Below are 25,358 nucleotides of genomic sequence, written 5' to 3' on the forward strand. Positions count from 1 at the left end.
TGTGTGGAGGGCTCATCGCGCCGAACCGTCCAGCAGCTACAAGCCACGCCACCGCGGTGCGCTCAGATCGGTGGCAAAGCGGGGCGATCGGCAGCGTTGTTCTGTGGCTCCGCTGCGGCCACGGAGGTATCGGCTGGGGGCGCAGGCGCCGCGCGCGCGGTGTTGGGCGCGAACACCGTGGGATCGGCGACCGGAGTGGGCTCGGGCTTCTTCGACCACGGGGTCCTTATCGGTCTACCGGTTGCCGGATCGGTGGCGCGCTGTTTGCCGCGGCTGCTCGCAGCCGACTTCGCGGCACCCTTTGCTCGTTTGCCCGACAGCCCGGAACGCTGCCATGGAGTCGACGACGGATTACCCTGCCGCGAACTCTGCGCGGGCGAAGCGCCGGACTGGCTATCGGTCGTGTTCGCGAAACTGTCCTCGACGGAGCCAAGTCCAGGAGACCGAACGTATCCGGGTACGTCGGCGCTCGACTCGGCAGGTGGATGTTCGACGAAGCGGTTGTGCTGCGCAACGTTTTCCACAGAATGTGATGAGGCCTCCGACAGCTGCGGGATTGTCTCGCGCCAATTATGTGGCGCGTCGGCGGGCGTCGGGAGGGAACGGCTATCTGCGTGTGAAGGTGCTGGTGCCGCGCGGTCGAACACGGGACCGGCCGAGTTCACTGCGCCGGTATCGGTGCGCTCCTGCGCGATGGACGCAGCTGGACCGGCCGCAGGGGCAGCCGCTGGCTCCGGTGCGATGCTGGTACTGCTGTCCTCGGATGTCGCCGGTACCTGGGAATCGCCACCGCCCAGAGTGGTTCGGGAATCGGCACTGCCGGCACCGCCCGGAGTGGCTCGCGTCGGCGTCGGCCCGCTGCCTTCACGCGCCGACTCGGCGGGAGTCGTTGGCGTGGAAGACAGTTCACGGCCGGCGTCGGGATCCGATGATCTGCTCGACGCACTACCGATGGCGTTCGTGCCGGGGCCGAGCAGATCATTGCTCCCGTTGGATGTGCTGAAATCCAGTGCGGCAACGTTATCGGCGAAGGTCACCGCGTGCCGTAGCAGGTCATCGGCGTGATCATCGAGCACCTTGGCGTAAGCCAGCACCTCATCGGGCTCTATGTGCAGCGGTAGTGTCGACGAGCCGCCGGGCGGCACATCCAGTAGCTGACTCGCGGCGTGGTAGACGACGCCGTTGATCATGCGCTCGATGGTGTGCTCGAGCGGTTTGATAGCCTTGCCGATCACCTCAGCGGCGATATAACCGATCACCATCTGCTCCATCGCGGTGACCAGCTTGGTCGCGGCCGCCCGGATAGCTGCGGTAAGCGCGGCCGATAAACCCACGGTGGGCACGGTGGCCGCCATGAGTGCCATGTAACTCGCCGCCAGCCCGGCCAATCCGGCGAGCACAGCGACCTTCACCACGGTGATCACCTCCGCCGTGGCGTCCAGGACCTTCGCCACCACATGGCACGCCCGGTCCAGATCCGCCATATGCGATGCGCTCATCCGTGCCCACGTCGCGACCAGTTGCTCGTAGGAATGTCCCGAATAGACCGAGCCCATATCCTGGATCGCGCCGGTGGCCGACTCGTGCGTATCGCGCACGTTCGTGGCGAAATTTCGCACCTGACCGGCCAATTCACGCACCTGATCCTCATCGATGTCCGGATACGGGACACCCAGGTAATTCAGGAACAGCGCCACCTCATGCGGTAATTCAATAGACACGCCGTGATCCACTGACCAGACCGACGCCGATCACCACAGCGCGATCATCTCCCACCGCCGGTGATGTTCGACCGCCACCACCGCTCACCACGGACCGGCCTCTCAGATACACCCGCACATTGTCTCCTGGGGAAGCGGCCTGTTCAGCGACGCCACTCCATCGCACAGCATTCCCATTCTCGGGAATATCGACGGCGGTGGGCGAAAGTAAGATCCGCCTGTTCAATCGGCGACCAGCAGGGTCTATCGGATCCTTGCTCATCATGACAGTGAGATCGGATGATCAGCAGAGTCCTGATCGACGCGATGAAAACGGCGACCGGGCAGCTGAGTTCGGCGCTCAGGCTAGGCACCAAAGCGGCGGCCGACGGATCCCGAGAAATCACCGGAACCGCACGCCGGGGCCTTGACGATTTAGTAGATCGTGACGAGAAGAACGCGCTCATCATTAGGCAGTCGAAGTCCGAAATGTCGAGGCAGCCAGCAGGCGATACCTCGGCACCGACTCCCCGCGCCAAGGGGCGCGACCTCATCGACGAACTCGATTATCACCAGCTGCACTCCGCGCCTCGCGGCAAGACCACCGGAGATCCGATATTGCGGGAGATCTGCCGTCGACAGGGATTCGACGGCCTACCGACTCTGGTGGGGGCGGACGGAATTCGCGATATCGTCCCGCCCGGGACGGAGCTGTTCCGTGGCGTGCCGATCCGGGACTATGCCGACCAATTCAGATCCGGCGAATACTTCGGATCCTCAGGGGCGAACGGCAGTGGAATCTATGCAACAACCATCGCGGACCGGGCGAAAGGCTATGCCGACGACACCGGCGGCGAGGTGATACACATGGCGCTGCGACCCGACGCGCGAACGACGCTGTTGAATCGGCTGTTGAAGGAGCAGGACAAGGCATTGCGGCCGATTCACAAGGAGTTGAAGCGCCTGAAGCGAGGCGAGCAGACCGAGGCCGCGATCGCACGGAAACAAGCGTTGGAAGAGCAACGGAAGGTGCTGGCGAACCCGGGCAGATTCGCCGCCATCAAAGGTTATGACGCCTTCCGCATCGGGAACAACGCTGATGAATGGGTGATTCTGAACCGTACGGCATTGGTGGTCGAACGATAAGCACGGATACAGATATCGGCGGGCGCTCCGTCCGAGCGCCCGCCGATATCTGTGCCGGACTGCCAAATTACTTGGGTGCCACGAAGGATGGTTGATCGTGGCGAAGTTCCGTGCCGCCGCACTGCATCGGCCGGAGCCGACATCGGTGCTCAAGGAGTGCGTAACCAAGATGTCACCCCCACCAGCAGTGCGACCTCTTCGCGCCGCAGGCCCGGAACCCGGCGGTGCCCGCTGGTCGGGAGATTCACCTCGTCCGGCCCCTGCCCGAGCACGGGATCCACTTCGCCCGCGTCACCATCGTCGGCCCCGTCGGGCCGGGCCGAGCCCACGAACCCGACGACATCGCCGATCACCTTTGGAATCAACACTCTTCGCCAGGGGAAACGGTGACCGTCCTGCTCGATGACCAACCAAGTGCCGAATTGCAAAGTGCAGAGAAGCAGCGTTCACGCTGTTGACCGCGCTGGCCAACCGATCGGCGTGTCACTCGATCGTGTACCGATACGTCCGCGACTCTCGGCGCGGTGTGCGCGGTCCCTGGGGAGGTATGCGTCGGCTTCTGGCTTGGTCCTCAGAGCCCGCCGTTGGCGGACAGCACTGCGAAGGCGGCGTCGGCGCTGCGCCACAGCACATCGATCTCGGTCCGGGTGGTCATTTCCAGCGCCGGGTCCTGCAGGGCCAGACCATTGGCGAAGATCACCACGTTTGCCCCGGCGTCGGCCAGGCGCAGCAGTGCGCCCGATCCCAACCCGGCGCCGACCACCGCGTCGAGCCCCTCACCCAGGAAATAGAACCGCCACAGCGGCTCGAGATCGCCGCCGTAGTTGGTGTTCGTCGCCTCGACGATGAGTGGTCCCTTGCTCGCGATGGCATCCACGATCCGGAAGTAGTCGGGTGCGTTCGCCGTGGTGGTGTGCACAGCGGCTACCGCGTTGGCCAGATCGACGGTGAGATGTGCGTTGTAACCCGCCATCGCCACCCGGGGCGCCGATAACCCGCAGTCGCGGGTCAGCGCGAAGTAGTGAGTCCACTGCGGTTCGGTTGCGCCCCCGGTGAATTCGGCGTGCACGTTACGAAGGAACCGCAGCAGCAAATCCAGGCTGATCCGATGCGCGAACTCCGGGTCGGCGAAGGCGGCCGGAGCACGTTGCAGCGGCATGACGGCGGCCTGTTCGACGGCGTCGAGCCCGATAGCGAGCAATCCGCGCCGATCTCGGTGCAGTACAAGGATTTCGGTGATCTGTCGGTGCTGTTCCACCGCCTGCTCGAGACGCTGCAGCGAGGTGCCGGCCAGAGTCGTCGTATCCGAGAGTCGCACGATATCGTCCACCGCGTCGGCGGGCAACGGGGCCCCGCAGGCGAATTCGAGTCGCGTGGCCGACGCGGTCGACGGAAAGACCAGCACCACAACAACTGTCACGCCTACCAGCAATGTCATCAGCACGGACCGGAGATCGCGAACCCGCAGAGGCCAGTGCCGCATCGGCTCGGCATCCAGGTGCATATCTTCGCGCCTCCGTTCAGTATTCGAGTCGACGGCAACGGCCGCGCACTGCGAGCACCGACACGACGGCGGTCCGGGAGTATTCAACCTAACCGTCCAGCAGCACCGGGCCGACCGCTGAAGCGCCCGGTGCGAGGTGGCGCGCGATGCGAACGTCCGGTAAGCCGAATGCCGAGGGTCCGCCACGCGGCGGGGCATTCAGCACGTTCTGATATCACTGCTCGAGTAGAGCCCCGGTGCGGCGCAGAATAGTTGGGTGGGCCGTGCAGCGAGGTGCCTGCAGGTTGCAGGTCCTTTTCCGCACGACCTCCCGCCGAACCCGGCGCGTCGGCTATCCCGGCACCGGGCTCTCCAGTGACCTATACCGTGATGGCACGGGGACATCCGAAATCGTTTCGGCTCTTTGCATTTCGCATACCTCACGATCCCGGGTATCCGGTCGCCTGTTCTCCTTCGCCCGTAGCGCCTCGCGGCGCACTCCGGTAGCCGAATACCGTGCGGCTGGCTGCGGATGCCTCGACGCGCCAGCAAGCGTTCGGTGAATCTTATTGACAGACAATGATCCAGACGTCGAGTCGGTCGTACCCGCTGGGCGGTTCCGCTGTCTCACGGGAAAAGGCCGAGCGCCGCCGAACAACCCGCCCAGGGCCCCCAGCCCTGCGCGGCGAGTACCCGCTCGGCGACCCGGATCTGCTGTTCACGGGTGGCTTTGTCGGCAGTCGGCGCATACGCGGTACCGCCATACGCGGCCCATGTGCCCGGCGAGAACTGTAGGCCACCGTGAAACCCATTGCCGGTGTTGATATTCCAATTACCGCCCGACTCACATGCGGCCAGGTTGTCCCATTCCTCATCGGGGGCGGCGGAAGCTTGGCCGATGGTTGCCATGCCGGCCCCGCCGATTATCACGCCAGTAGCGACGATCTTCTTGAGTGGGGTGCCCAAAGCGCTCATATCGCAGTTCCTTTCGAGTCAGCAAACCTATACAGGTGTCCAAGCATGAAAGGTGATCACTGGATCTTTGGCCGTTCGAGTGTGTGCTGTACGCCGTGAGCTGATGTGGCAGTCCCGCGGTATCGTGTCCACATCGCAATACAACCGATGTCATGTCTCAACCTGCTGGCAGCCTTCGGTCGGTCGATACGAAGCCGCAACCTACCGACCTGAATGGGCGGCCCTGTGCACGCGCGGTAGTGCCGCCTATCGCGCGGTCGGCGAATGTCGGCTTCTGCCGATGAGTGCGTGAACCTCGAGTTCATTGCCCAGTTCGGCGCGCGATAATTCGGCTGTATGGCGATCGGTGAGGACTTGTGGCCGAAACGGTCCGCGGTCGAGACCACGTGGCGGCAAGTTATTTCGGCATGTTCCGGTCGGGGAGGACCGGCCGGGCGCGCCGAGGTCTAGATGACCTTGGCGGCGATCAGCAGGTTCCAGATCTCGCCCTGGTCGACGACCTCGACGCCGAGCTTCTCCGCCTTGGTCAGCTTGCTCTCACCGACTCCCGCACCGGTGATGAGCAGGTCGGTGTTCGCCGAGACCGAGGATGCCGACGTCGCGCCCGCCTGCTCACACAGGCGTTGGAACGTAGGGCGGGCGACCTTCTCGCCGGAGCGCGGGTCGCTGATAGCGCCGGTGATCACCACCGTCTTGCCTTCCAGGGGCGCGCCGGCCGCAATGACCGGGGGAAGGTCCTCCTCGCGCACGTCCAGACAGACGCCTGCCTCTCGCAGCCGCTGCAGTTCCGGACGCAGGCGATCCAGGTGCGCGACCAGGGAGGCAGCGACCTTCGGTCCGATATCCTCCACCGCCACGAGCCGTTCCTCGCCCGCGTCGGCGACCTCGTCCAGGGAGCCGAATCCCGCTCGGGCCAGGCGAGCGGCGGTGCCGTCGGAGGCCATCGGGATCGCCAGGCCGATCAGCGCTCGGCGCAGGCCGACTTGGCGGCTGGCATCGATCGAGTCGATCATGCGCGCGGCCGAGACCTCGCCGATGCGGTCGAACTCGAGCAGGCGCTCCTTTGTCAGCGTGTAGAAGTCCGACGGGCGCTCCAGGATGCCCGCCTCGGCCAGGCGTTCGATCCACACCTGCCCGATGGCGTCGATATCGGCCGCCGCCCGCGACGCCCAGTGGATGAGCCTGCGCACCGTCTGCGCGGGGCACGAGACGTTGGTGCAGAACAGCTCCCGGCTGTTGCCTTGCTCGGTCACCGGCTGCTCGCACGAGGGGCAGGCGGTGGGCGGCACGATCTCGCGCTCCTCGCCCGTGCGTTTGGAGGCGTCGAGCACGCCCGCCACGAACGGGATCACGTCGCCCGCGCGGCGCACCAGCACGGTGTCACCGATCTTGATGTCGCGGGCGCGGATCACCTCTTGGTTGGCCAGCGTCGCCTTCGTGACCGTCGTGCCGCCCACGAACACCGGCTCCAGCCACGCGACCGGGACGATCTTGCCCGTCTTGCCGACGTCCCAGACCACCTCGGCCAGCAACGTGGTCTTCTCCTCGGCGGCGAACTTGAACGCCAGCGCGCCGCGTGGGGAGTTCGACCGAGTCCCGGCCGCCGCGTAGGCATCGCGGTCGGCCAGCCGCAGCACCGCGCCGTCGAGGTCGTAATCCAGCTCGTTGCGACCTTGCTCGATCGCGGTGATCGCCGCCTGCGCCTGCTCGGCGTCGGCGCAGTGTCGCATCTGCGCACCCGCGATCCCGAGCGCCCGCAGCCCCTCCTCCAGATCGACGGCAGCATCACCGGCAGGGGTATCCAAGTCGAAGCCGAAGAACTGCAACCGCCGCTCGGAGACCGTAGCCGGGTCCTTCGCCCGCAGCGTGCCCGCCGCGGCGTTGCGCGGATTGATCAGCGGCTTGTCCGGATGCGCCGTGTTGTAGGCGAGGAAGGTCGAACGCAGCATCACCGCCTCGCCACGCACCTCCACCCGCCCCCGCATGTCGATCCGCTCAGGAACACCATCGACCAACGCGCGGACCAGCACGGTCACGTCGTCACCGGTGGTGCCATCACCCCGGGTCACGGCACGCACCAGCCGCCCGTCCTCGAAGACCAGGGCCAGGGACAAACCGTCGAGCTTCGGCATCACCACCACCGGCTGGCCGGGAAAGCGGTTGAAGAACGCCGCGACCTGCTCGGGCTTGGTCGCCTTCTCGAGTGAGAGCATCGGACGCGAGTGCCGGATCGGGGCGTGCAGCACTGCGGGCGCGCCGACCTGCTCCAGCGGATTCACCTCGGGCGCCAGGTCGGGGTGCGCCTCGATCAGGCCGCGTAGCTCGTCCTCGATCGCGTCGTACTCGGCGTCCGCGACCAGCGGTGAGCCCTGGTAGTAGGCGTCGCGCAGCGCCACAATACGGTCCGCGAGCTCTTGGATATGTTCCCCAGTTTCCACAGCACCCGACGCTACCGATACCCACCGACATCCACATCGAACGACGACGCGTGGGGCGTTCAGTTGTGACGAAGCACCATACCTGTCACTTTTGCAACGTATCTGTCACTGGTGGTCGGCGGCGGTATCGATGTCTGGTCGGGTAGCAACGAGCGATAGTTGGCCGCTTCGGACGATAGTTGGCCACTCCGTCTAGAGCCTGTCTGATGGGTCGTGCTGCGGGTAATGAGCCGCAGGTCAGTGCAGGTCTACCTGGAACGCGTGACGGTAGTCGGCGGGGCAGGTGAAGATGCGCAAGTCTCCCCACCGGCCGACGACGACCCCTGTCTCGTCGTGGCTTGCCACGGTGAACAGGAGTGTCATTGCCGTGCCACAGTCACCGCAGGGAAAGACTGTGGGTTGCGTCAGGTGCCAGGTTGGCCAGCCGCCGAGTTTCCAGCCGGCGAGGCGGGTGATGACGTCACCGCCGTCGCCGGTCTCGCGGACCAGTTCCTCCAGCCGCGGACGGAGCTCTGCGGGCAGTTCCTCACGGAAAGGGAAGTCGGTCACGCGCTCGGCGGTGATGGCGCACGCCTGCGGCAGGTAGCTGTCCTCCTCATACCGCGAAGGCGGCGGCGGAGTCGTCAATTGGTTGATCACGTCAGCGGCCTGACGCCATCGCACCTCAAGCACAGGGCTGATGTCGGCCTGCGGGGCCGGAGGATCCCAGTGTTCATTGGGACACCAAAGGATCTGCAAGAGGTCGATGCCAGCGGGCCACCATTGTCCCGGCGCGTCGCGACGGAAGATTTGTGCGACCGGCACCATGGCCGTGGCAGGCACGCCAGCAGGGCTGTTCACGTCGGGCAAGGAGCATTCGGGCCACGGTTCGTCACTCGGCCATAGCAGTGGTCCGCCGATAGAACTATCCCGGCAGTCCGGCTCCGCGCGCTTGGGATGGAATATGACCGCGTCGCGCGCGTGGGGAGCGAGTTCGGGAAGCACGGCGAGTATCGCTTCGACCGTCGGACGGGGAGTGTGGGTCATCATGCCTTCCGGTCAGCTGGTCGTAGATTGCTCGCACTGTATAGGTCAGCTGTGACAGTCGCTCCCACGTGCGGATTATGAGCGGAGCCACATTCGCTCGTCGTCACATGTCGTCGACGAGTTCGTGGGTAAGTTCGTCGAGGGCTTTCATGATCCGCAGGTGGTTCGGCGTTTGTTTGCTGGGGAACGCCCATGCGTTCTGTGTCGCGTTGGTCTGTGCGGCCATCGGTGCGTAGCGGCGGTTGCCTGATGTGACTGTGGCCCAGACGAGGGTGGAGGCGAAGGTCCGATGGTGGTCGGGCCGCAGTCTGACTCGACGTGAGTGGGTGAGTGGGTCGATGATTTCGGCCCATCGGGTTGGCGGGATGCTCCAGTTGCGGAGGGCGAGTCGTCGCTTGTGGTAGTCGATGCGCGGATTCTGTTCGAGATCCGTGGCCAAGGCCGCGACTGCGCGGTCGAATTCGTCCGGGTCGTTGCGCCGGTGTGCCCAGGTTTGGACTGGGCTGGCGTCTGAGACGACGAGTGTCCCGAGTGTTGTGACGTGCGTGGGGAATCCGAGGTAGTCCGCTGCGTTGCCGGCCGATCCTCCGAATGCCATCTGGAACAGCCGGATTGTCGCGATCCGGCGTAGTTGGTAGTGCGAGATCCCGTCGAAGTGACCGAAGTGCCGGTGAAACCGGTCGGTGGAGAGCCATTGCGGAATGTACTTGGGTGCGAGGGTGGTGCGCAGTATCGCAGCGCGCGCGTAGGTCGTCGTTCTCGGTTGGCGTGAATATCGCTTCACCAGGGGCGATATCGTTCGGGCGAATCCTGGTGAGCATTCGTCGCGGTCGGCTGTGAATGTCTGCGCCCAGCCGGTGCGGTTCGTTTTCAGCATTGACGAGGGCAACAATTCCCTGACGATCTCGCGGGCGTCGGCTGAGTCGTAGTCGGACACGATGTGGTCGGCAATGCTCAGTAGACATGCTCCAGTGGCAGGGGCGAGGGGCTTCCAGGGTTGCCGTCGACGTCCGGTCGCCTCGAGGTCGGCGTCGTGACTGTCGTGACCGTGCTGGTCCAGGTTTGCATCGACAGCGTCGGCGAACTCGGTCAGCGGCAGCAGATGCCGCGTTCGTGGCCAGGATGAGGCGACCAGTTGGGTGAGTAGCCGCAGGTCGGTCAGATAGCGTCGGGGTTCAGTGGGTAGTCCGGCACTGTCGACACTCCCCTCCACACTTACTCGATCACCAACCCGGGTGACCTGCGGCCTCGTGCTGTGCGCAACTCCTTGCTGCATGCATCTTCACAGCCATCGACGCTCGACTCTCGGGTCGAGAGTGCCGAGCAGCGCGGCAAAACCGAAGGGCGACTTCGGTTCGTAGGCGGCGCGCCAGATCCGCCGTGCAGTGCCTGATCGCTGAACAGCGTTTCCGGCTGTGATCGAGAGGTGGCGGGGTGGTTGAGGTCGTGGACCGAACGGGTCCACGATGCCGGGGGCGACATTGAACGACACGCGATGTCCGTTGTTCGGCGATGACGCCGTTTGGCGAGAGCGCGGCTGGGACCCTGCTGGGGACGAGGACATCGGCGATTCCGGTGCGATCCTCGTGCACTGTCGTGTACGAGGGGCGGAACAGCGATCCACGACAGCGGTGTCGGCGTCCGGCTCGACGCCGGACGCCGACACCGCTTACATCAGGCCGGTGACGTGGCGGCTCGGCCGAGATGGCGGGCGAAGAAGCGGGTTGCGCTGTCGACCTCGAATCTGGGGAGGTCGCCGTGTCCGCCCGCGTTGGCGTGCAACGTCTTTTCCTTCGAGGCGAAGGCGTCGAACAATGCGAGACCCGAGCGGCGGTCGATGTGCTCGTCGTCCCACTGGAGCAGGAATTCGAGCGGGACAGTGATCTGTCCCGCTGCCTCGGTCAGGGATTCATCTCCGAGACAACCGAAGACCGCGGCGGTGATCCTGGGTTCGGCCGCCGCCAGCGGCACTCCGATCCCGGTGCCCTGCATGATGCCCCAGAAGCCGACCGGCGATTCGGCGCCGATCTGCGGCAGTTTCTGCAGGGCGTCCAGGGTTGCTTGCCATTCCGGCACGGCACGTGCCGCCAAGTCGATGTGGATCTCCACGACGACCGGACCGAGCGGCTCGCCCGCCGCCTGCGCCTGCCGTAGGGCTGCGATGTGTTGCTCGTCGGCCGCGGTGCGGGGTCGGTCGCCGTGTCCGGGCGCGTCGATGGCGGCGACGTGGAAACCGCAGTCGGTGACGAAGCGGTGTGCGCGGCCCACGATTCCCGGTGCTCGCTTGTGCTGGCCGCCGCTGTGCGCCATCAGCACCAGGGGTGCGGGATCGGCGCCCGATGCGGGCGAGAAGAGCACGCCGGGGACCTCACCCAGCGTGAAATCGCGTTCGACGACACCGTTCGACGATGTCTCCGCAGTGAAATGCATAGGTTGTTGCCTTTCGGGATTACCTTGTCGAGGCGCTCCCGGCGACACCTACGTCAATCGCCGACCGTGCAGAAGCAGGGGAGCACCCATATGGATACAGCGTTCATGGGTCTCACCTCCTCGCGTTGTGTCACGGTCTGCCCGCACGGTATCAGCCCGAACGCTGTCGCGCCCAACCCTTTTTCCGCCGACCGACCGTGAGAGGGCGGAACCCCATCGAAACCCCCACCACAGGAAAATGATTCGCAACCATTCGTGTCGCTTGGTGTCCGAACCGGCCACGGCGTTGCTGGTCGAACGCGCTGACCGCTTGTCCGTCGACGCAACACGCACATATGTCGAGTCGGTCACGAAGCCCCGCACCGGACCTTGGAAGTTCGGCAGACCCCGGGCAGATTGGACGGGGGCGATGCGCGCAGACAAGCACGAGTCGGTCGAGCTGGGCAAGATGCGGACTTCCCAATCTCGGGAGGTTATGCGACCTGAGTGAAAATTGAGTGTGCCGCTGTCCGCCCGCGTCTCTGTGGGATCGGAATGTGGCTACAGGCCAGCACACCCGGCGTCAACTGACCGGCGGTATCGACGAGCAGGAGAGCGCGATGAGTCAGCGGTCGCGGATCGACCTTGTCGAACTGCGCGCGATGGTCATGAGCTTGGAACACCTGATCAGCGAAGCCACTCGGGCGGTCACCGACTTGAAGGCCGCCATCGCATCCGTGGAAATGCAGTCCGACGGCTCCCCGCATGCCGGCCACCGCGAGTCGCCGGTCCTGGCCAATATTCGCGCCGCAGAAGCGGTGCCGAAGCAGCCCCCTGCCCTCGCACGTAAGCCGGGGCCGACGCCATGGTCCGGTCGGAATCCGCCGACACCGTGGTCCCAACGCACCGTCCGGTTGCGCCCGCAGACGTCCAGCGCATCAGCCCGAGTGTCGGCACCCGTTGTGGCGAAATCAAACCCACTGATGGCGCCACCACCGTCGGTGATCCAGCGGCCCCCGCCGCACACACCGCAACCGACCGTGGTCCGCGCGGGTGGCGATGCTGCGGGGCCAGTGGCGGCTGATATTGCGAGGCCAGCGGTGGTTCGTCCGCAGGCCGATTTACCGAGACCAGCCGCGATTGCGCCGGTTCCCGACAGCACACCGCGAGAGACGCAGTTCTTGGCTCCCGCCGCGGAGATACCGCGTCCGGAGGCCGATCTAACGGGAGCCGCCGCAGTCCCCACGATCCCCGACAGCACACCGCGAGAGGCTCAGTCCTTTGCTCCGGCTGCGGAGATTCCGCGTCCACCGGCCGACGTTCGGGTGCAGGAGGCGGTACCGCCGCGGGCTCCGCAACCTACTGTGATCCGTGCGGGTGGTGACGTTTCTGGACCTGCGGTGGCTGATTTCACGAGCCCAGCGGTGGTTCGTCCGCAGGCCGATTTACCGAGACCAGCCGCGATTGCGCCGGTTCCCGACAGCACACCGCGAGAGACGCAGTCCTTGGCTCCTGCCGCGGAGCTACCGCGTCCACCGGCCGATGTTCAGGAGTATGAGGCGGTACCGCCGCGGGCTCCGCAACCTACTGTGATCCGTGCGGGTGGCGGCTCTCCTGAACCAGCGGCGGCTGATTTCACGAGACCAGAAGTAGTTCGTCCGGAGGCCGTTCTACCGGGAGAGGCCGCGGTCCTTCCGGTCGCCGACAGTACACCGCGAGAGGCGCAGTGCTTCGCGTCGGCTGTGGAGATTCCGCGTCCACAGGCCGACTTGCGGGAGCATGAGGCGGTACCGCCCACCGTGGTACGCGCGGATGGTGACGCTTCTGGACCAGCGACGGCTCGTATCGCGAGACCAGAAGTGGTTCGTCCGCAGGCCGATCTACCGGGGGCCGCCGCGGTCCCTCCGGTCGCCGACGGTGCACGGCAAGAGGCGCAGTCCTTTGCTCCGGCTGCGGAGATTCCGCGTCCACCGGCCGAGCTACCGGAAGCCGTCACGGTCCCTCCGATCCCTGACAGCGCCCGACAAGAGAGGCAGCCTTTAGCTCCCGCTGCGGCGATACCGCCTCCACCGGCCGACGTTCTGGAGCATGAGGCGGTACCGCCGCGGACACCGCAACCCACCGTGGTCCGCGCGGGTGGTGACGCTCCTGGACCTGCGGCGGCTGATATCGCGAGACCAGAAGTGGTTCGTCCGCAGGAGGCTCCACCGGGAGTAGCGGCGGTCCTTCCGGTTTCCGACAGTGCAGGGCGAGAGACGCAGTCCTTCGCTGCCGCTGCGGAGATTCCGCGTCCACAAGTCGATGTGCGGGAGCAGGAGGCGGTACCGCACCATGCTCCGCAACCCACCGTGGTCCGCGCGGGTGGCGATGCTCCGGGGCCAGCGGCGGCTGATATTGCGAGGCCAGAGGTGGCTCGTCCGCTGGCGGATTTACCGGGAGCTGCCGCGGTCCCTCCGCTTCCCGAAAGCGCACGGCGCGACACGGAGCCCTTCGCTGTGGCTGCGGAGATACTGCGGCCACAGCCCGACGTTCGGGGGCAGGAGGCGGTACGGCCGCGGACAAATGCGGACGATGAGGTTATGCGCCGGCAGACGGATGCCGTGACCGATTCCGTGGCCCACTCGATCGCGGCGGAGATGGGGGCGCGGCGTGGTCTGGAGATCATCGGATTCGACGCGGTGAGCGTCGATACATCCGTGGTGCGGGAGATCGTCGCGGCCATTGACGACATGCTCACGAAGTATCCGATTGCGTTGCGCGGGATCGAGATCACCGATCCGGACGGTGGCGTGCCCGCGCGCGGTCCGTCCGCTGCGATGCAGCGATCGGAGTCCGCGGCGATCTGGATGGTTCTCGACGGGGCCGCGTTGGCGACATTGGTCCGGCCGGCCGGCAGTGCGTCACCACGAAAGTGGCTGCGCAGACGTCGCGACGCCGATCGGCCGGTGTACGCGGCGGTCGTGCGCGAATACGGTTGTGCCCTCGAAGTCGCGGGCGACTTCCGTGCCCGCCATGAGGCGCAGCGCGTGCTGATCACCGAATCTCTGCGTGGCAGTAGAGATCTCGCATCCAGTCCGCTGGATCCCGGACCCGCGCTGATCGACGCGTTCACCGAGGTCGCGCTGCGGGGGGACCGTGCGGGAAAGTTGGCGAAGACATTGCACGACATGCTGGTGAAGATGGCGCGAGCCGAGTCTGCCGACCTATCGGCCTGACCGCGTCCATACCGCTGCCCGGCAGGCACCGGCTCCGCGACGAACTCGCTCGGTGGGAGGCACGGTCGAGCGGCTAGGGAACCGGTGCCGGATATGATCTGCGGCACCGGCCGAACGCGCCTACCGACACCGAAATTGCCGCTATGCCCGCACATACCGACCTGCCGGAGGTAATCGCCGCCCTGCACTCGGACCTCGCCGAGTGGATGGGCTCGAACGCCCCGCCCAAGGTCTTCGATCGGTTCGCCAACGCACTGCACGACCAGTTCTCGGCGGTGACCACGGTCGGTCAGGTCGTCGACCGCGATACGCTGCTGGCCGGGGTGTGGTCGGCGCGCGATACCCAGCCCGGGTTGGATATCGAGATCACCGATATCACCGAACTCGCCCACAGCGGCACCATCGTCACCGTCCGTTTCACCGCGACGAACCAACTGGGCGAAATCCGAACGCGCCGCCTGGTAACCGGGATCCTGATCGTCGCCGACCACGGCTACCTCTGGCACTCACTCCACGAAACCGCCACTCCCGCAGCCGAATAAGGTCAGTTATCGTCCGACCTGGACGACGGGGAGCGGTCGTGGAGGATGCCGGTGCGCCAACGCAATTGAGAGCCGAGCGGACGGTCCCCAGAGAATCAGGCGACCTTCAATCCGGCGTACGTCGCGGCGAGCATGCCGGCGACGATACCGATGCCGACGAGCGGTCCGAGCGTCGCGACAGCGAGCCAGCCGAGCGCGACCAGCGCACCACCCACGAGCCAGGTCGAGATGGGCGCGGAGCGCGAGATCAGCTCGAACATCTTGGTCGGTTCGGTGTGCTCCGGTCCGCACGGGGGCTCACCGTCGCGGATGTACTCGACAACGCCGGGCAGTCGCCGGTCCTCCAGGGCGGCACCGTGACCACCCTTGATGTAGCGCACCTGCAGTGTGCCGGGCGGCACCGAGTCGAATCCGGAGAATCCGCCGACACCGACATCGCGCATACCGAGTCCGCGCAACGCGCTGCACAGCCACGCGACCGGCTTGTCGGCGCTGGCGCACACATTGACCAGGGAACGGATCTGTCCGGCGTCGGCGCACTCCATCCAGTCGAATTCGCGGGGCAGCACACTGCCCGCCAGAAAGACATTCTGGAATTCCAGCGCGGGTATCTGCTTCAGCGACTGCCCGAACAGGTAGGTGCCGTTGCTGTGCCCGGCGAAGTGGAACGGAACACCGGGATGCCGCGCGAGGTGGTAGCTGTACTGATCGGCGAACCAGCGCAGATTGCGGCGTCGGGTGAACGGCAGCGCGAAGTCGTAGGCCGACAGCCGCCCGTAGGACGGCGTCACCACCAGCACGTTCTTATCGTGTTCGAGCAGCTTCTGCTCGAGTTCGGTGGGCCATTCGCCGTTGCCCGATCGGATTCCGTGCAGCGCGAACACCACCGACTTGATCGTCGCCTCCTGTGCAGGCAGCGGCGACGGGTTGGTGGATTCGATGTTCTCGGTGATGGCCCAGCGCAGGATGTCATAGCGCTGCCCGGCGTAGTCCTCGTGCACGTTGCGCCCGGTGCATGCGATATCGGCGTGTGTGGCGTTGGGCATCAACTTCTGCACACCCGTCGGCAGGCTTTCGAGATCACGGCTGTCCTCACGCTGCACGGACCAGTCGTTCTTCGCGCGCACCTGCACGACGATCGGCGCCTTATCACCGAGATCGGCTATCTCGCGCAGCCATTGGATGCGCAGGTTGGTGATGAACGGCGTGCCGCACAGCATGTCGAGCACGGTGAACATCCGCAGCAGCGGCACGAACAGCTTCGCCATGACCCGGCACGGCCACGGCGCGCGGTTCAGATCGATGCCGCGGTTCGGCGCGGCGAGCAGCACGATGCGGGTGACCGCGTCGGCCCAGGCCAACTGGGGACCGTCGATACCGCGCAACGCCTGCAGGAAGGCGTAGCGGAGCATGACACCGCCGATGCTGTGCCCGATCAGGACGATCTCCGAGGTCTGGCGTGGTCCGGTCCAGTACGCATCGAGGCGATCGGCGAGATCGCGGCAGCGGCCGGCCAGACTGCCCCGGCTCAGCCGCGTGACCGGCTCGGGGAATTGCCAATAGATGGCGTCGTCGGGCCCGTATCCGGGTTCGTGGCGCAAGCGGTGGAAAAGCTCGTTGGCCGCGTGCGGCGGTTCGGAGAGTCCGCCGACATAGACGATGAGCCGACGGCGCGGTGGGTGCGCGGATGCCATAATGATCCCCCCGGGTGCGGTGCCGCCGATCCTCATTCGACAGCATTCGGTATTGCTTGTACTACAGCATCGCTGATGCGTCCAGCAGCGTTTCCCGTCGTGATCCTAGGGTTACCGGCGGTACAGCGCCTGTCGTGCGCGTTCGTACTCCGCCCGGATCCGCAGGCCGATCGCCCCGCCGTCGCTGGGCGCGCGATACTCGGCGATGGTGTGTGCGGGCCAGTTCGGCGGCCGCGCGGTGCCGCCGAGCGCCCAGGCCGCCTGCCGAGCCGCGCCGAGTGCGACGTATTCGTTCGGCTCGGGCACCGTGACCGCGACTCCGATCAGCTGGGCGGCGAGTTCGGCGACCAGGGTGGAGCGGGCCGCGCCGCCGATCAGCAGGATGCGGCGGATCTCGACGCCGGTGGCGCGCAGATGCTCTAGCGCGTCGGCCATATTGCAGAGCATGCCCTCGACGGCGGCGCGGGCAATATGGCTGGGGCGCAGGGTTTCCGGACGCAGGCCGTGCAGACTGCCGGTGGCCTGCGGCAGATTTGGGGTGCGTTCGCCCGCGAGGTAGGGCAGGAGTACGAGCCCGTCGGCGCCCGGCGGTGCCTGGCGCGCAAGGGTTTCCAACTCGGCCAGGTCTACGCCGAGTAGGGCAGCGGTGGCGTCCAGTACGCGCGCGGCGTTGAGTGTGCACACCAGTGGTAGGAAAGCGCCGGTGGCGTCGGCGAATCCGGCGATCGCCGCGGTGGGATCGGCGCTGGGCGTGTCGCTGCGGGTGTAGACGGTGCCGCTGGTACCGAGGGAGATCACGACGTCGCCGTCGGCGATGCCCAAACCGAGTGCGGCACCGGCATTGTCACCGGTGCCCGCCGCGACCAATGCGCCGGTGGGGGTGCGTCCGACTGCTTCGGCGGGTGCGGCGACGCGCGGGAGTTCCGGCGTCCGGCCCCGGAAGGCGTGGGCGAGCAGGTCTTTGCGATAGTGTCCGGCGGGCGACCAGTAGCCGGTGCCCGAGGCGTCGCCGCGGTCGGTGGTCGGTTCGATGGTGGGATCGGCTGGTCCGTCGCGCAGCCGCCAGGTCAGGTAGTCGTGCGGCAGCAGCACCCGGTGCGTCCGGTCGGCGTTTTCGGGCTCGTGATCGGCGAGCCAGCGCAGCTTGGCGACGGTGAACGCGGCCAGTGGCACGCTGCCGACGGCATCGGCCCACATCTGCGGGCCGCCCAGTTCGGCGACCAAGTCCTCGGCCGCGGCGGCCGATCGAATATCGTTCCACAGCAACGCATCCCGCACCGGATGCCCCTCGGCGTCCAGTGTGACCAGCCCGTGCTGCTGACCGGCCACTGCCACCGCGTCGACCCGATCCAGCAGGCCGTCGCCCGCCGAACACAGTGCCCGCCACCAGGATTCGGCGGGGACCTCGGTGCCGTCCGGATGTGGCGTGTGCGCTTCGTCCAGGATCTCGCCGGTGTCGGCGTCGCAGACGACGATCTTGCACGACTGCGTGGAGCTGTCCACCCCAGCGACAATGGCCATCAGACGCGCACCCCCATGCCGGGACCGGGTGCCGGATCCGGCACCTCTCGGACAGGGAACTTTCCTGGCGTCTCCATCACAACCGCGCGCATAGCACTACCTTGCACCCGCACCCCGATCGCGCGCCGCATTTCGCCCCGCCGCAACGCGGATTTTCCGATGAGGCAGACTGTCGCGGTGAACGACGACCCGGACTGGCACGCCGACGTGCACGTCCGCACGGGCGACGGCACCGCGCTGCCTGCACTGACGGATCCGCTGCTGGACGATCTGCTGCGCGAACCATCCGACCCGGCATACCCCGCGATCGTCGTCAGCCGCGGCGAGCACGCCTACATCCAGGCGCGCATGCTCCCGGACGGCGTTTACGAACTCGAGCACCGTGCGGACGGGACGGACGAGTGCTTCCAGATGTACACCCCCGATGCCCGGCTGGTGCGCGATGTCATGTGGGCCTGGATCGACGAGCACCTTTGGTGGCGTCACCGTGTCGGGTGGTATCGCGTCGATCCGGCGGTCGCCGAATTGGAGGCCACCCGACGCGAGCTCTCCGGCCTGCTGGATGGATTGTCGGTCATGGACGGCATCGAGTCGGCGATGGACGACGCACTCGCGCGGGCCGACGAACTACTCGCCATGGAGATTCCGGGCGAGGAGGAGCTGGACCACGAATAGCCGAAACCGCAGGATCAGCCCGTCGTCGACCTCGAAGGCTGAATCATCGGTACCCGGCGCGCGCCCTGGTACCACAGCGCCGTCGTCGCGATATCGGAGTTTTCCAGTGGCAGGTAGGTGCGCTCGTCATCCCAGCCGAGCGCCTGAATCGTCACGCGCAGTTCCCGTTGGAAACAGATCGGATCGCGAATATGCCAGCGGTACATCCCGAATCGCTGGTGCGGCCGGTAGATCTCGTCCGCGGGCAGTACCTGGTGCAGGCCGAGATAGGGCGTCGAGTAGGTGTGGTACGCGCCGTCGAGATCGAAATTCCAGGCGCCGCCGAAGTAGTCCTCGGTACCGGTGCCGCACAGGGTCGGATGGGTGGTGTCGCCGTCGAGGTAGAACTTCACTTCGCCCTCGCCCCACCAGCCCGGTGCGCCCGGCCGGATGGCCAGGTAGGTGCCGACATACCGGCCCGGGCCGGGCACCGCGTCGAGGATGGTGTGCACGGCGGGCGTGCCGAGCGGTGTGCTGTGGCGGCGCAGCGCGTGCAGATATCCGGCGGATTCGGGTACGTCTTCCTCGTTGTAGGTGAACTGGTAGTAGACCGGGACCGCGCGGTCACTGCCGTTGTGCAGGGTTATCCGGGCCCGCTCGCGAAAAGGCATGGGCCAGTAGCTGTTCAGGCCACCGGCGGGGGCCACGACCACCATCTCCGAGCGCACCAGCGCCAGTTCGTCCCAACCGTTGCAGAAGAAGTCGCCGAGCGGCAGGTCGATCGACGGCTCCGATTCGTCGTCCCAGTACATGCGCAGGGCGAGTAGCCGGAGTACGGTGCGGTCGGTGGTGAGCCAGCAGTGGCGGAAGACACCGGGGCCGGAAACGTCAGCGAGCGTTGCGGTTTCGCCCGCCGCGAGGTGGATCGACGGTGCGATCTTCCAGCCGGGGCCGAGCCGCCGGGCCGCGTGCGCGCCGGTGCCTTCGGTCGCGCGAGCACCGGCGCCGGGGGAGCCGGTCGGATTCTCCGCGCTGATCGAGCGGGTGCGTGCGGCGTCGAGCCGCCAGAGTTCCGATGCCGACCCCGGGGCGGTCACAGATCTGGCCAGCCGTATCGGTCGGTGGCCGCGGCGTGGCCCGCGCGCTGCTGCGCCGCGAGGAAATGCGTGATATTCGCGGTGGATTCGTACAGCTCGCGGTAACGCCGGTAATACGCAGCGTAGAGCGCGCCGCGTTCTGGATCCGGCTCCACCACGCCGATGACCGGATTCCAGCCCGCGGTGTCGACGCCGACGGCCGTCGCCGCCAGGAGTGCGTCGCCGAGGCAGGCGCCGACGGTGTCGGCCGGGAGTTGCTGGGGCAGGCCGGTCACATCGGAGACGATCTGGGTCCAGAGTCCGCCCTTGGTGCCGCCGCCGACCGCGACGAGTCGCCGCGCCTGCCCGCCCGCCGCGGTCATCGCCTCGAGATTGTGCCGCACACCGTAGGCGATGCCCTCCAGCACCGCCCGGTACAGCTCCGCGCGTCCGTGTCCGAGGGTGAGGCCCGCGACGATGCCCCTGGCATCCGGATCGAACAATGGTGTGCGCTCGCCCGCGAAGTAGGGCAGGGCGAGCAGACCTCGACTGCCCGCGGGGACCTCGGCGGCCTCGGTGACGAGGTCGGTGAAGTCGCCGCCGACGAGCTTTCGCAGCCAGTCCGTGACGGCCCCGGAGGTCGCCATCCCGGCCGCCGAGGTGTAGGTGCCGGGCCAGGTTCCGCAGGTCAGCCACAGACCGGGGTGCGGGCGGGGTTCGGTGAGCACCTGTACGAGGAACATGGTGGTGCCGTACATGATCATCGCATCGCCCGGCGCGCGGACGCCGACGCTGGCGGCCTCGGCCCACGCGTCGATGGTTCCGGTGGTGACCGGCAGTCCGGCGGGTAGTCCGGTCGCCGACGCGGCGGCAGCGCTCACCCGGCCGACAACCTCGGTGGGCCAGGCCAATTCGGGTAACTTCAGGCCCGGTGCCACCGCAGCGGCCCAGTCCAACGCCCAATCACGTTGGCGCATATCGTATATCGGCACGCATTGACTGGCCGATTGATGATCCAGTACATAGCGGCCGGTAAGCCGGTGCACCAGAAACGAACTCGCCATCAGCAGCATGGCGGTCCGGGCAGCGACCTGCGGCTCGTTGCGGGCCAGCCAGCGGAGTTTGGGCCCGACCGCCTGGGTGGTCAAGGGGGAGCCGCCGCGCGTCAGGACCGCTTCGGCGCCGAATTCCCGGTTCAGTTCGGCGATTTCGGCGGTGGCCCTGGTGTCGACGCCGTAGAGGATGGCCGGGCGCAATGGTTTGCCGGCGCCGTCGGCGGGCAGCAGGCACGGGCCGATGCCGGAGACCGCGAGTGCGTCGAGCGTGGCGCCGTCGGCCGCGTCGAGGAGTTCGCGGATGATGGCCTCGAACTCCGCCCACCACACGCGTTCGGCATCGTGTTCGACCCAGCCCGGTTGCGGCGTCGAAACACCATGCTTCCGTACGGATCTGGCGACAACGGTACCGTCGGGACGGACCAGTACACCCTTGGAGCTCGAGGTACCGATATCAACTCCGACGAACATGCGCGGCGCTCCTGTCGGTCGAGTTCGGTCGGCTGGTCATCGGGTGAATTCGTCGAGGGTGATATCGAGGAGCTCGCACGCGGCTCGGAGCGGGGCGCGGTGGTCGCCGGGGACGGCGTGAATGTGGTTGGCGCCGAAGCGGGACAGGAAATCTCCGCCATGTGCGTCCAACCGGGCGAAGGCATGCGGCCATTCCCAGGTGGACTGCTTCATCAGCGATTCGTTGGTGGCCTGATCGTAGGTCTCGAAATCGCCCAGCATCATTTGCATTCGGTAGTCACCGTCGTTGCGGGTGAGGCGGGCCAGGGTCATTCGGCCGGGCGCGGCCAAGTGGTGCACGGACGCGCCGCCCGCCGGGAAGAAGAACACCTCGGGATAGAGGTGCACCTTGGCGAGGTTCTCGGCCGGATCGTCGCTGCGTGCGGCGAACCAGGTGGCGTGCTGGCCGGAATTGCACAGATCCCAGATGTCGCGGTCGGCGTGATAATGCCGGACATCGGCGAAAAGCACTGGAGTGTCGGCGATCTGCTTGAGCAGCTGCATGGTGAGCGCGCCGTCCATATCCGCCTCGGTCGCGCACACATGGGTTGGCTTGGGGCCGTTCCAGTCGTAGGGATCGTTGAGGAAGGCCTCGGTGATGTCCATGGTGGCGAAGTACTGGGTGAGTTCGGGCTGGCCCTTGATGCCGCAGAAGTCCAGGCGCCATTCGGCGATCAACTCACGCACGGCCAAATACGAGCGGATCTGACGTTCCAGCAGTTCCGGAGTGAGCTTGACGCCGTCGTAGTGCACGCCCGCGGTGTTGTGCTCCAACCACTCGCGCGCGCCTTTCGCCTCACCGGCGTCGGCCAGCTCGGCGCGTCGCACGATCTCCCACTGGTCGATCTCCTCGACATCGACCCCGAACAGACGCTGCCACTGGTCGGTATTGGCGACGGCGGTATTCATCCCCATCGGCCGACCGCCGAAGCGGCCGAATGTGCTGCCACGCAAGCTGGATACGGCCGCCGCCGCGCGCGCCCGGTCGCCGATCGCCTCGATCAGGTCGGTGTCGGCCGCATCGCCCCACAACCGTGTGTGCGCCCGGCCGATCTGATCCAGCGCCCCGCCCGCGGCCAGCATGCCGACCATGCCCGGCTGCACCGGATCGATATTGGACAGCAGCAGCAGCGGCCCCGGCGTCGCGCCCGCGGCCAACATGGTGAAATGCGGGAACGCCCAGACTGCGTAGTGCAGCACCGTGAGATCCACGCCGGCGGCGGCCACTTGCCGTGCCACTGAACCCGCCAGCGCGTTCGTGCTGATCGGCGCCGCGCCGCGGACCACCTCGTGCCCGGCCGCCCGCAACCCGGCGACCAGCCGGTCCTCGGCCGACTCGATGAACTCCGCGATCCCGGCGTGCACATAGTCACGTCCATCGGAAACGCTCATAACCCCGATCCGCGCCATCCCGACCGCCTCCCGCAGGCCCCCTCCAGGATTATCCATCCGGAGGGGGCGACCGGTGGTCGGCTTCGGGTGTCACGGTGCGAGGTCGTTACCCACCGGTGACCGTTCGACTGTCGACGAGTTCGGCGGTGATCGCGTCGAGCCGCCGGGCCCGGGACGGATTGAAGTCCGTGCCCGTCAGGGCGAGTCGTTTGCGGCCGCGGAACGCGGCGATCGGTTCGGTCGGCGGATGGTCCATGAGTTCGGCGATGGGGACGATGGCCTTGCGGACCGGTTGTCCGATGAGCAGCAGCATCGCCTTGGTGAGCATGCGGTGCACCGTCGGCAGCGGGTCGGCCATGGCGGTGCGCACCGTCAGCGGGTTGTAGAGCACGTATCGCGTGCGTGCCCCCGGGTGGCGCTGCGGAAAGGCGATGCCGAGCAGGTCGATGCAGCGCGAGGACTGCATGGCCGCGCGCATGCCACGGTGTCCGTCGCGCAACTGGAGGTCATCCCATTCGATCGTCCCCGGAAGCCCGCCGGGCCCCGCGATATTCATGATGACCGGGGCGGCGGCGCGTTCGAGCGCGTCGAAGAGTCCGTGCCCGATGACATATCGGCTGAGGTAGGCGAGTGCGAAGGTGTATTCGAGGCCGTCGGCGGTCTCCACGCGTTCGGACTGGAAGTGTTGTGCGCCGAAGACGAGGCCGTCGACGGTGTCGGTCACCGCCTCGACTTCCGCGATGACCTTGCGCATTCCGGCGAGCGTGCTGAGATCGGCCTGCACGAAGCTCGCTCGATCGCCCGCGCCGAGTTCGGCTGCCTCGTTCAGGAATCGGGCGCCTTTCGCCGCGCCGCTGGCCACCGCGAGTACGCGGTCGCCGCGGGCGAGGAAGTGCAGGCCCAGGCCCTTGCCCATGCCGTCGGTACCGCCGGTTATCACGTAGGTGCGCATCGAATCGCTGCTCCTCGAGTCGTTGTCGGTTGAGTCATCGGCCGGTGACATCGAGGCTAGGAACTCTTTGCCGAGCAAGTCAACACTTGATGACTTATGCTGACTTTCATGACCGAAACCGCAGCGCCGGGCCGTCGGCGCGACCGTGCCGCCACTCGATCTGCGTTGTTGGACGCCGCCCGAATCCGGTTCGCCACCACGGGGTTCGACCGAACCGGCGTCCGCGATATCGCGGGTGACGTGGGTGTCGATCCGGCGCTGGTGTTCCGCTACTTCAGTTCGAAGGAACGGCTCTTCGCCGAGGCGATGCATCTCGAGATCCCGAAAGGTGTTGCCGCCGACCGGCATCGACCGGTGGTGTCCATCGTGGACGCCCTACTGCGTGATGTCGTTTTCGGGGACTGGCCCGAATTCGGCGGTGAGCACCCGCTGCTGGCGATATTGCGGTCCAGCGGCCATGCCGCCGTACGCGAGCAGTTCCGCGCCGAACTGTGCGACGGCTATCTGCGTGAGATGACCGAGCGGCTCGACGGTGACGATGCGGCGCTGCGTGCCGAAGTGATCGGTGCGCTGCTGCTGGGGTTGGGGGTGATGCGCTCGGTGGCGGGCGCGCCCGCGCTCTCCGAGGCGTCCTTCGAACAGACCCGGGCGTTGGTGGCGAGTATGGTGCGGGCGGTCAGCGGGGTACGGCCGCGGTAGTCGTGCGCGGAGTCGGGAAGGTCAGTGCGGCGAGGTGGACACCGCCCTGGGCCCAGCCCGCGCTGGTGATCCACCAGTGGTCGTCATCCTGGACGAGCTCGGCGGCGTGCGCGGCGATATGGCCCACCTTGTCGCCGATGCGGAACTGGAAGGGGTTGTCACTGCGGAAGACATCGGTGCCGACGTAATGCGGGCGCGGACCGATGAACAGGTACCACCAGCCGCCGTGGTGCACGACGAAGGGGGATTCGGTATTGCCTGCCTCGGTGCCGATGGTCGGGTCGGTGTAGGCGATATGCCGGTCGCCCCAGTGCACCAGATCGCCGCTGGTGCGGTAGGCGACCACATGGTGGCCGCCGTGCGGTGCGCTGGTGGCGCAGTAGTACATCACCCACTTCTCGCCGATGCACAGCACCATCGGATCCCTCGCGTCGTAGCCGTCACGGAACAGCGGTCCGGTCCGGCTGCGGGTCCAGTGGTGCAGGTCGATCGAGGTGGCCAGATTCATCGCGGCGCCGGCGCGATCGGCGCCGCCGCCCGCGTAGAACATGTAGTACAGGCCGTCCACACCGATGACGTGCGGCGCCCACAGATGTGTCTCGCCGTAGGCGTGGTCGACGGTGAGGGCGGGTGCGTGTTTGGTCCACGGTCCGCGCAGGCGATGTGCGGTCGCGTGCGCGAATTCGATCTCGTGGAACGGGTCCGCGGGTTCCGGATGGGTGATGCCGAACAGGTGCCAGCGGTCCGAGTCGTCGCGAACCAGGGTGTGGTCGTTGATGTACCACGGATGCTGTTCGCCCGCACTCGGGTCGTACATCTTCGCGAACGCGCCTGCTCGCACCACTTCACGCGTTGCCATACAGATCATGAT

Annotated in this window: 19 protein-coding genes and 1 pseudogene; 5 read left to right on the top strand and 15 right to left on the bottom strand. The window is 66.7% G+C overall.

From position 1 onward, the window contains the following. Positions 1 to 62 precede the first annotated feature (62 nt). Positions 63 to 1,721 carry a WXG100 family type VII secretion target gene (locus tag OG874_RS08450; RefSeq protein WP_330254556.1) on the bottom strand — a complete coding sequence of 553 codons (1,659 nt, stop codon included), beginning with the start codon at positions 1,719 to 1,721 and terminating at the stop codon, positions 63 to 65. A gap of 645 nt (positions 1,722 to 2,366) precedes the next feature. Between OG874_RS08450 and OG874_RS08455 the strand changes: the two genes are divergently transcribed. Then, entirely contained in the window at positions 2,367 to 2,846 is a 480-nt protein-coding gene (locus tag OG874_RS08455; protein ID WP_330254557.1) for a hypothetical protein, read from the top strand. Positions 2,847 to 2,995: 149 nt separating this feature from the next. Here OG874_RS08455 and OG874_RS08460 read toward each other — a convergent pair whose 3' ends face one another. The 7 genes and pseudogenes from OG874_RS08460 to OG874_RS08490 all read right to left on the bottom strand — a co-directional run bounded on the left by OG874_RS08460 (position 2,996) and on the right by OG874_RS08490 (position 11,198). Beyond that, entirely contained in the window at positions 2,996 to 3,214 is a 219-nt protein-coding gene (locus OG874_RS08460; protein ID WP_330257712.1) for a hypothetical protein, read from the bottom strand. Positions 3,215 to 3,417: 203 nt separating this feature from the next. Then, on the bottom strand, positions 3,418 to 4,284 hold the full coding sequence (locus OG874_RS08465) for a DUF5995 family protein (RefSeq protein ID WP_330254558.1): 867 nt from the start codon (positions 4,282 to 4,284) through the stop codon (positions 3,418 to 3,420). Between the two features lie 681 nt (positions 4,285 to 4,965). Further along, a pseudogene (locus OG874_RS08470) lies at positions 4,966 to 5,304 on the bottom strand (transglycosylase family protein); the annotation flags it as partial. Between the two features lie 446 nt (positions 5,305 to 5,750). Further along, complete coding sequence (ligA, locus tag OG874_RS08475) at positions 5,751 to 7,742, bottom strand: NAD-dependent DNA ligase LigA (protein ID WP_330254559.1); 1,992 nt, start codon at positions 7,740 to 7,742, stop codon at positions 5,751 to 5,753. Between the two features lie 237 nt (positions 7,743 to 7,979). Next, positions 7,980 to 8,591 carry a hypothetical protein gene (locus OG874_RS08480; protein ID WP_330254560.1) on the bottom strand — a complete coding sequence of 204 codons (612 nt, stop codon included), beginning with the start codon at positions 8,589 to 8,591 and terminating at the stop codon, positions 7,980 to 7,982. A gap of 280 nt (positions 8,592 to 8,871) precedes the next feature. Further along, positions 8,872 to 9,981: a hypothetical protein gene (locus OG874_RS08485; protein WP_330254561.1), complete on the bottom strand. Its 1,110-nt coding sequence runs from the start codon at positions 9,979 to 9,981 to the stop codon at positions 8,872 to 8,874. 461 nt (positions 9,982 to 10,442) lie between these two features. Further along, on the bottom strand, positions 10,443 to 11,198 hold the full coding sequence (locus OG874_RS08490) for a dienelactone hydrolase family protein (RefSeq protein ID WP_330254562.1): 756 nt from the start codon (positions 11,196 to 11,198) through the stop codon (positions 10,443 to 10,445). A 2,579-nt stretch (positions 11,199 to 13,777) separates the two neighbouring features. On the opposite strand from OG874_RS08490, the gene OG874_RS08495 reads away from it, so the two are divergent. Both OG874_RS08495 and OG874_RS08500 read left to right on the top strand, forming a co-directional pair. Beyond that, the gene (locus tag OG874_RS08495; protein WP_330254563.1) at positions 13,778 to 14,392 is read left to right on the top strand and encodes a hypothetical protein; all 615 of its coding nucleotides are present in this window, start codon (positions 13,778 to 13,780) and stop codon (positions 14,390 to 14,392) included. A gap of 143 nt (positions 14,393 to 14,535) precedes the next feature. Beyond that, positions 14,536 to 14,934 (top strand): hypothetical protein, encoded by a 399-nt coding sequence (locus tag OG874_RS08500; RefSeq protein WP_330254564.1) that lies wholly within the window; start codon positions 14,536 to 14,538, stop codon positions 14,932 to 14,934. Between the two features lie 95 nt (positions 14,935 to 15,029). Here the strand turns inward: OG874_RS08500 and OG874_RS08505 are convergent, their stop codons facing one another. Together OG874_RS08505 and xylB are read right to left on the bottom strand one after the other, a co-directional pair. After that, on the bottom strand, positions 15,030 to 16,628 hold the full coding sequence (locus OG874_RS08505) for a hypothetical protein (RefSeq protein ID WP_330254565.1): 1,599 nt from the start codon (positions 16,626 to 16,628) through the stop codon (positions 15,030 to 15,032). A 111-nt stretch (positions 16,629 to 16,739) separates the two neighbouring features. After that, positions 16,740 to 18,149, bottom strand: a complete 1,410-nt coding sequence (gene xylB, locus OG874_RS08510) for a xylulokinase (RefSeq protein WP_330254566.1) — start codon at positions 18,147 to 18,149, stop codon at positions 16,740 to 16,742. A 159-nt stretch (positions 18,150 to 18,308) separates the two neighbouring features. Here xylB and OG874_RS08515 point away from each other — a divergent pair, with 159 nt between their 5' ends. After that, entirely contained in the window at positions 18,309 to 18,824 is a 516-nt protein-coding gene (locus OG874_RS08515) for a hypothetical protein (protein WP_330254567.1), read from the top strand. Between the two features lie 14 nt (positions 18,825 to 18,838). On the opposite strand, the gene OG874_RS08520 is transcribed toward OG874_RS08515, so the two are convergent. The 4 genes from OG874_RS08520 to OG874_RS08535 are packed head-to-tail and all read right to left on the bottom strand — an operon-like array spanning position 18,839 to position 23,788. After that, entirely contained in the window at positions 18,839 to 19,900 is a 1,062-nt protein-coding gene (locus OG874_RS08520; protein ID WP_330254568.1) for a glycoside hydrolase family 172 protein, read from the bottom strand. Next, positions 19,897 to 21,405, bottom strand: a complete 1,509-nt coding sequence (locus OG874_RS08525; protein WP_330254569.1) for an FGGY-family carbohydrate kinase — start codon at positions 21,403 to 21,405, stop codon at positions 19,897 to 19,899. Before OG874_RS08525 ends, OG874_RS08520 begins: the two co-directional genes overlap by 4 nt. A 36-nt stretch (positions 21,406 to 21,441) precedes the next feature. Further along, the gene (locus OG874_RS08530) at positions 21,442 to 22,893 is read right to left on the bottom strand and encodes an L-fucose/L-arabinose isomerase family protein (protein ID WP_330254570.1); all 1,452 of its coding nucleotides are present in this window, start codon (positions 22,891 to 22,893) and stop codon (positions 21,442 to 21,444) included. A 49-nt stretch (positions 22,894 to 22,942) separates the two neighbouring features. Continuing rightward, positions 22,943 to 23,788: an SDR family NAD(P)-dependent oxidoreductase gene (locus tag OG874_RS08535; protein ID WP_330254571.1), complete on the bottom strand. Its 846-nt coding sequence runs from the start codon at positions 23,786 to 23,788 to the stop codon at positions 22,943 to 22,945. A 108-nt stretch (positions 23,789 to 23,896) separates the two neighbouring features. On the opposite strand from OG874_RS08535, the gene OG874_RS08540 reads away from it, so the two are divergent. After that, the gene (locus OG874_RS08540; RefSeq protein ID WP_330254572.1) at positions 23,897 to 24,487 is read left to right on the top strand and encodes a TetR/AcrR family transcriptional regulator; all 591 of its coding nucleotides are present in this window, start codon (positions 23,897 to 23,899) and stop codon (positions 24,485 to 24,487) included. Here the strand turns inward: OG874_RS08540 and OG874_RS08545 are convergent. Next, positions 24,465 to 25,346, bottom strand: a complete 882-nt coding sequence (locus OG874_RS08545; protein WP_330254573.1) for a family 43 glycosylhydrolase — start codon at positions 25,344 to 25,346, stop codon at positions 24,465 to 24,467. The two genes, OG874_RS08540 and OG874_RS08545, sit on opposite strands and share 23 nt — an antisense overlap. Positions 25,347 to 25,358: the final 12 nt, after the last annotated feature.

Origin of the sequence: Nocardia sp. NBC_00565, assembly GCF_036345915.1 — a bacterium.
Classification (GTDB): Bacteria; Actinomycetota; Actinomycetes; order Mycobacteriales; family Mycobacteriaceae; genus Nocardia.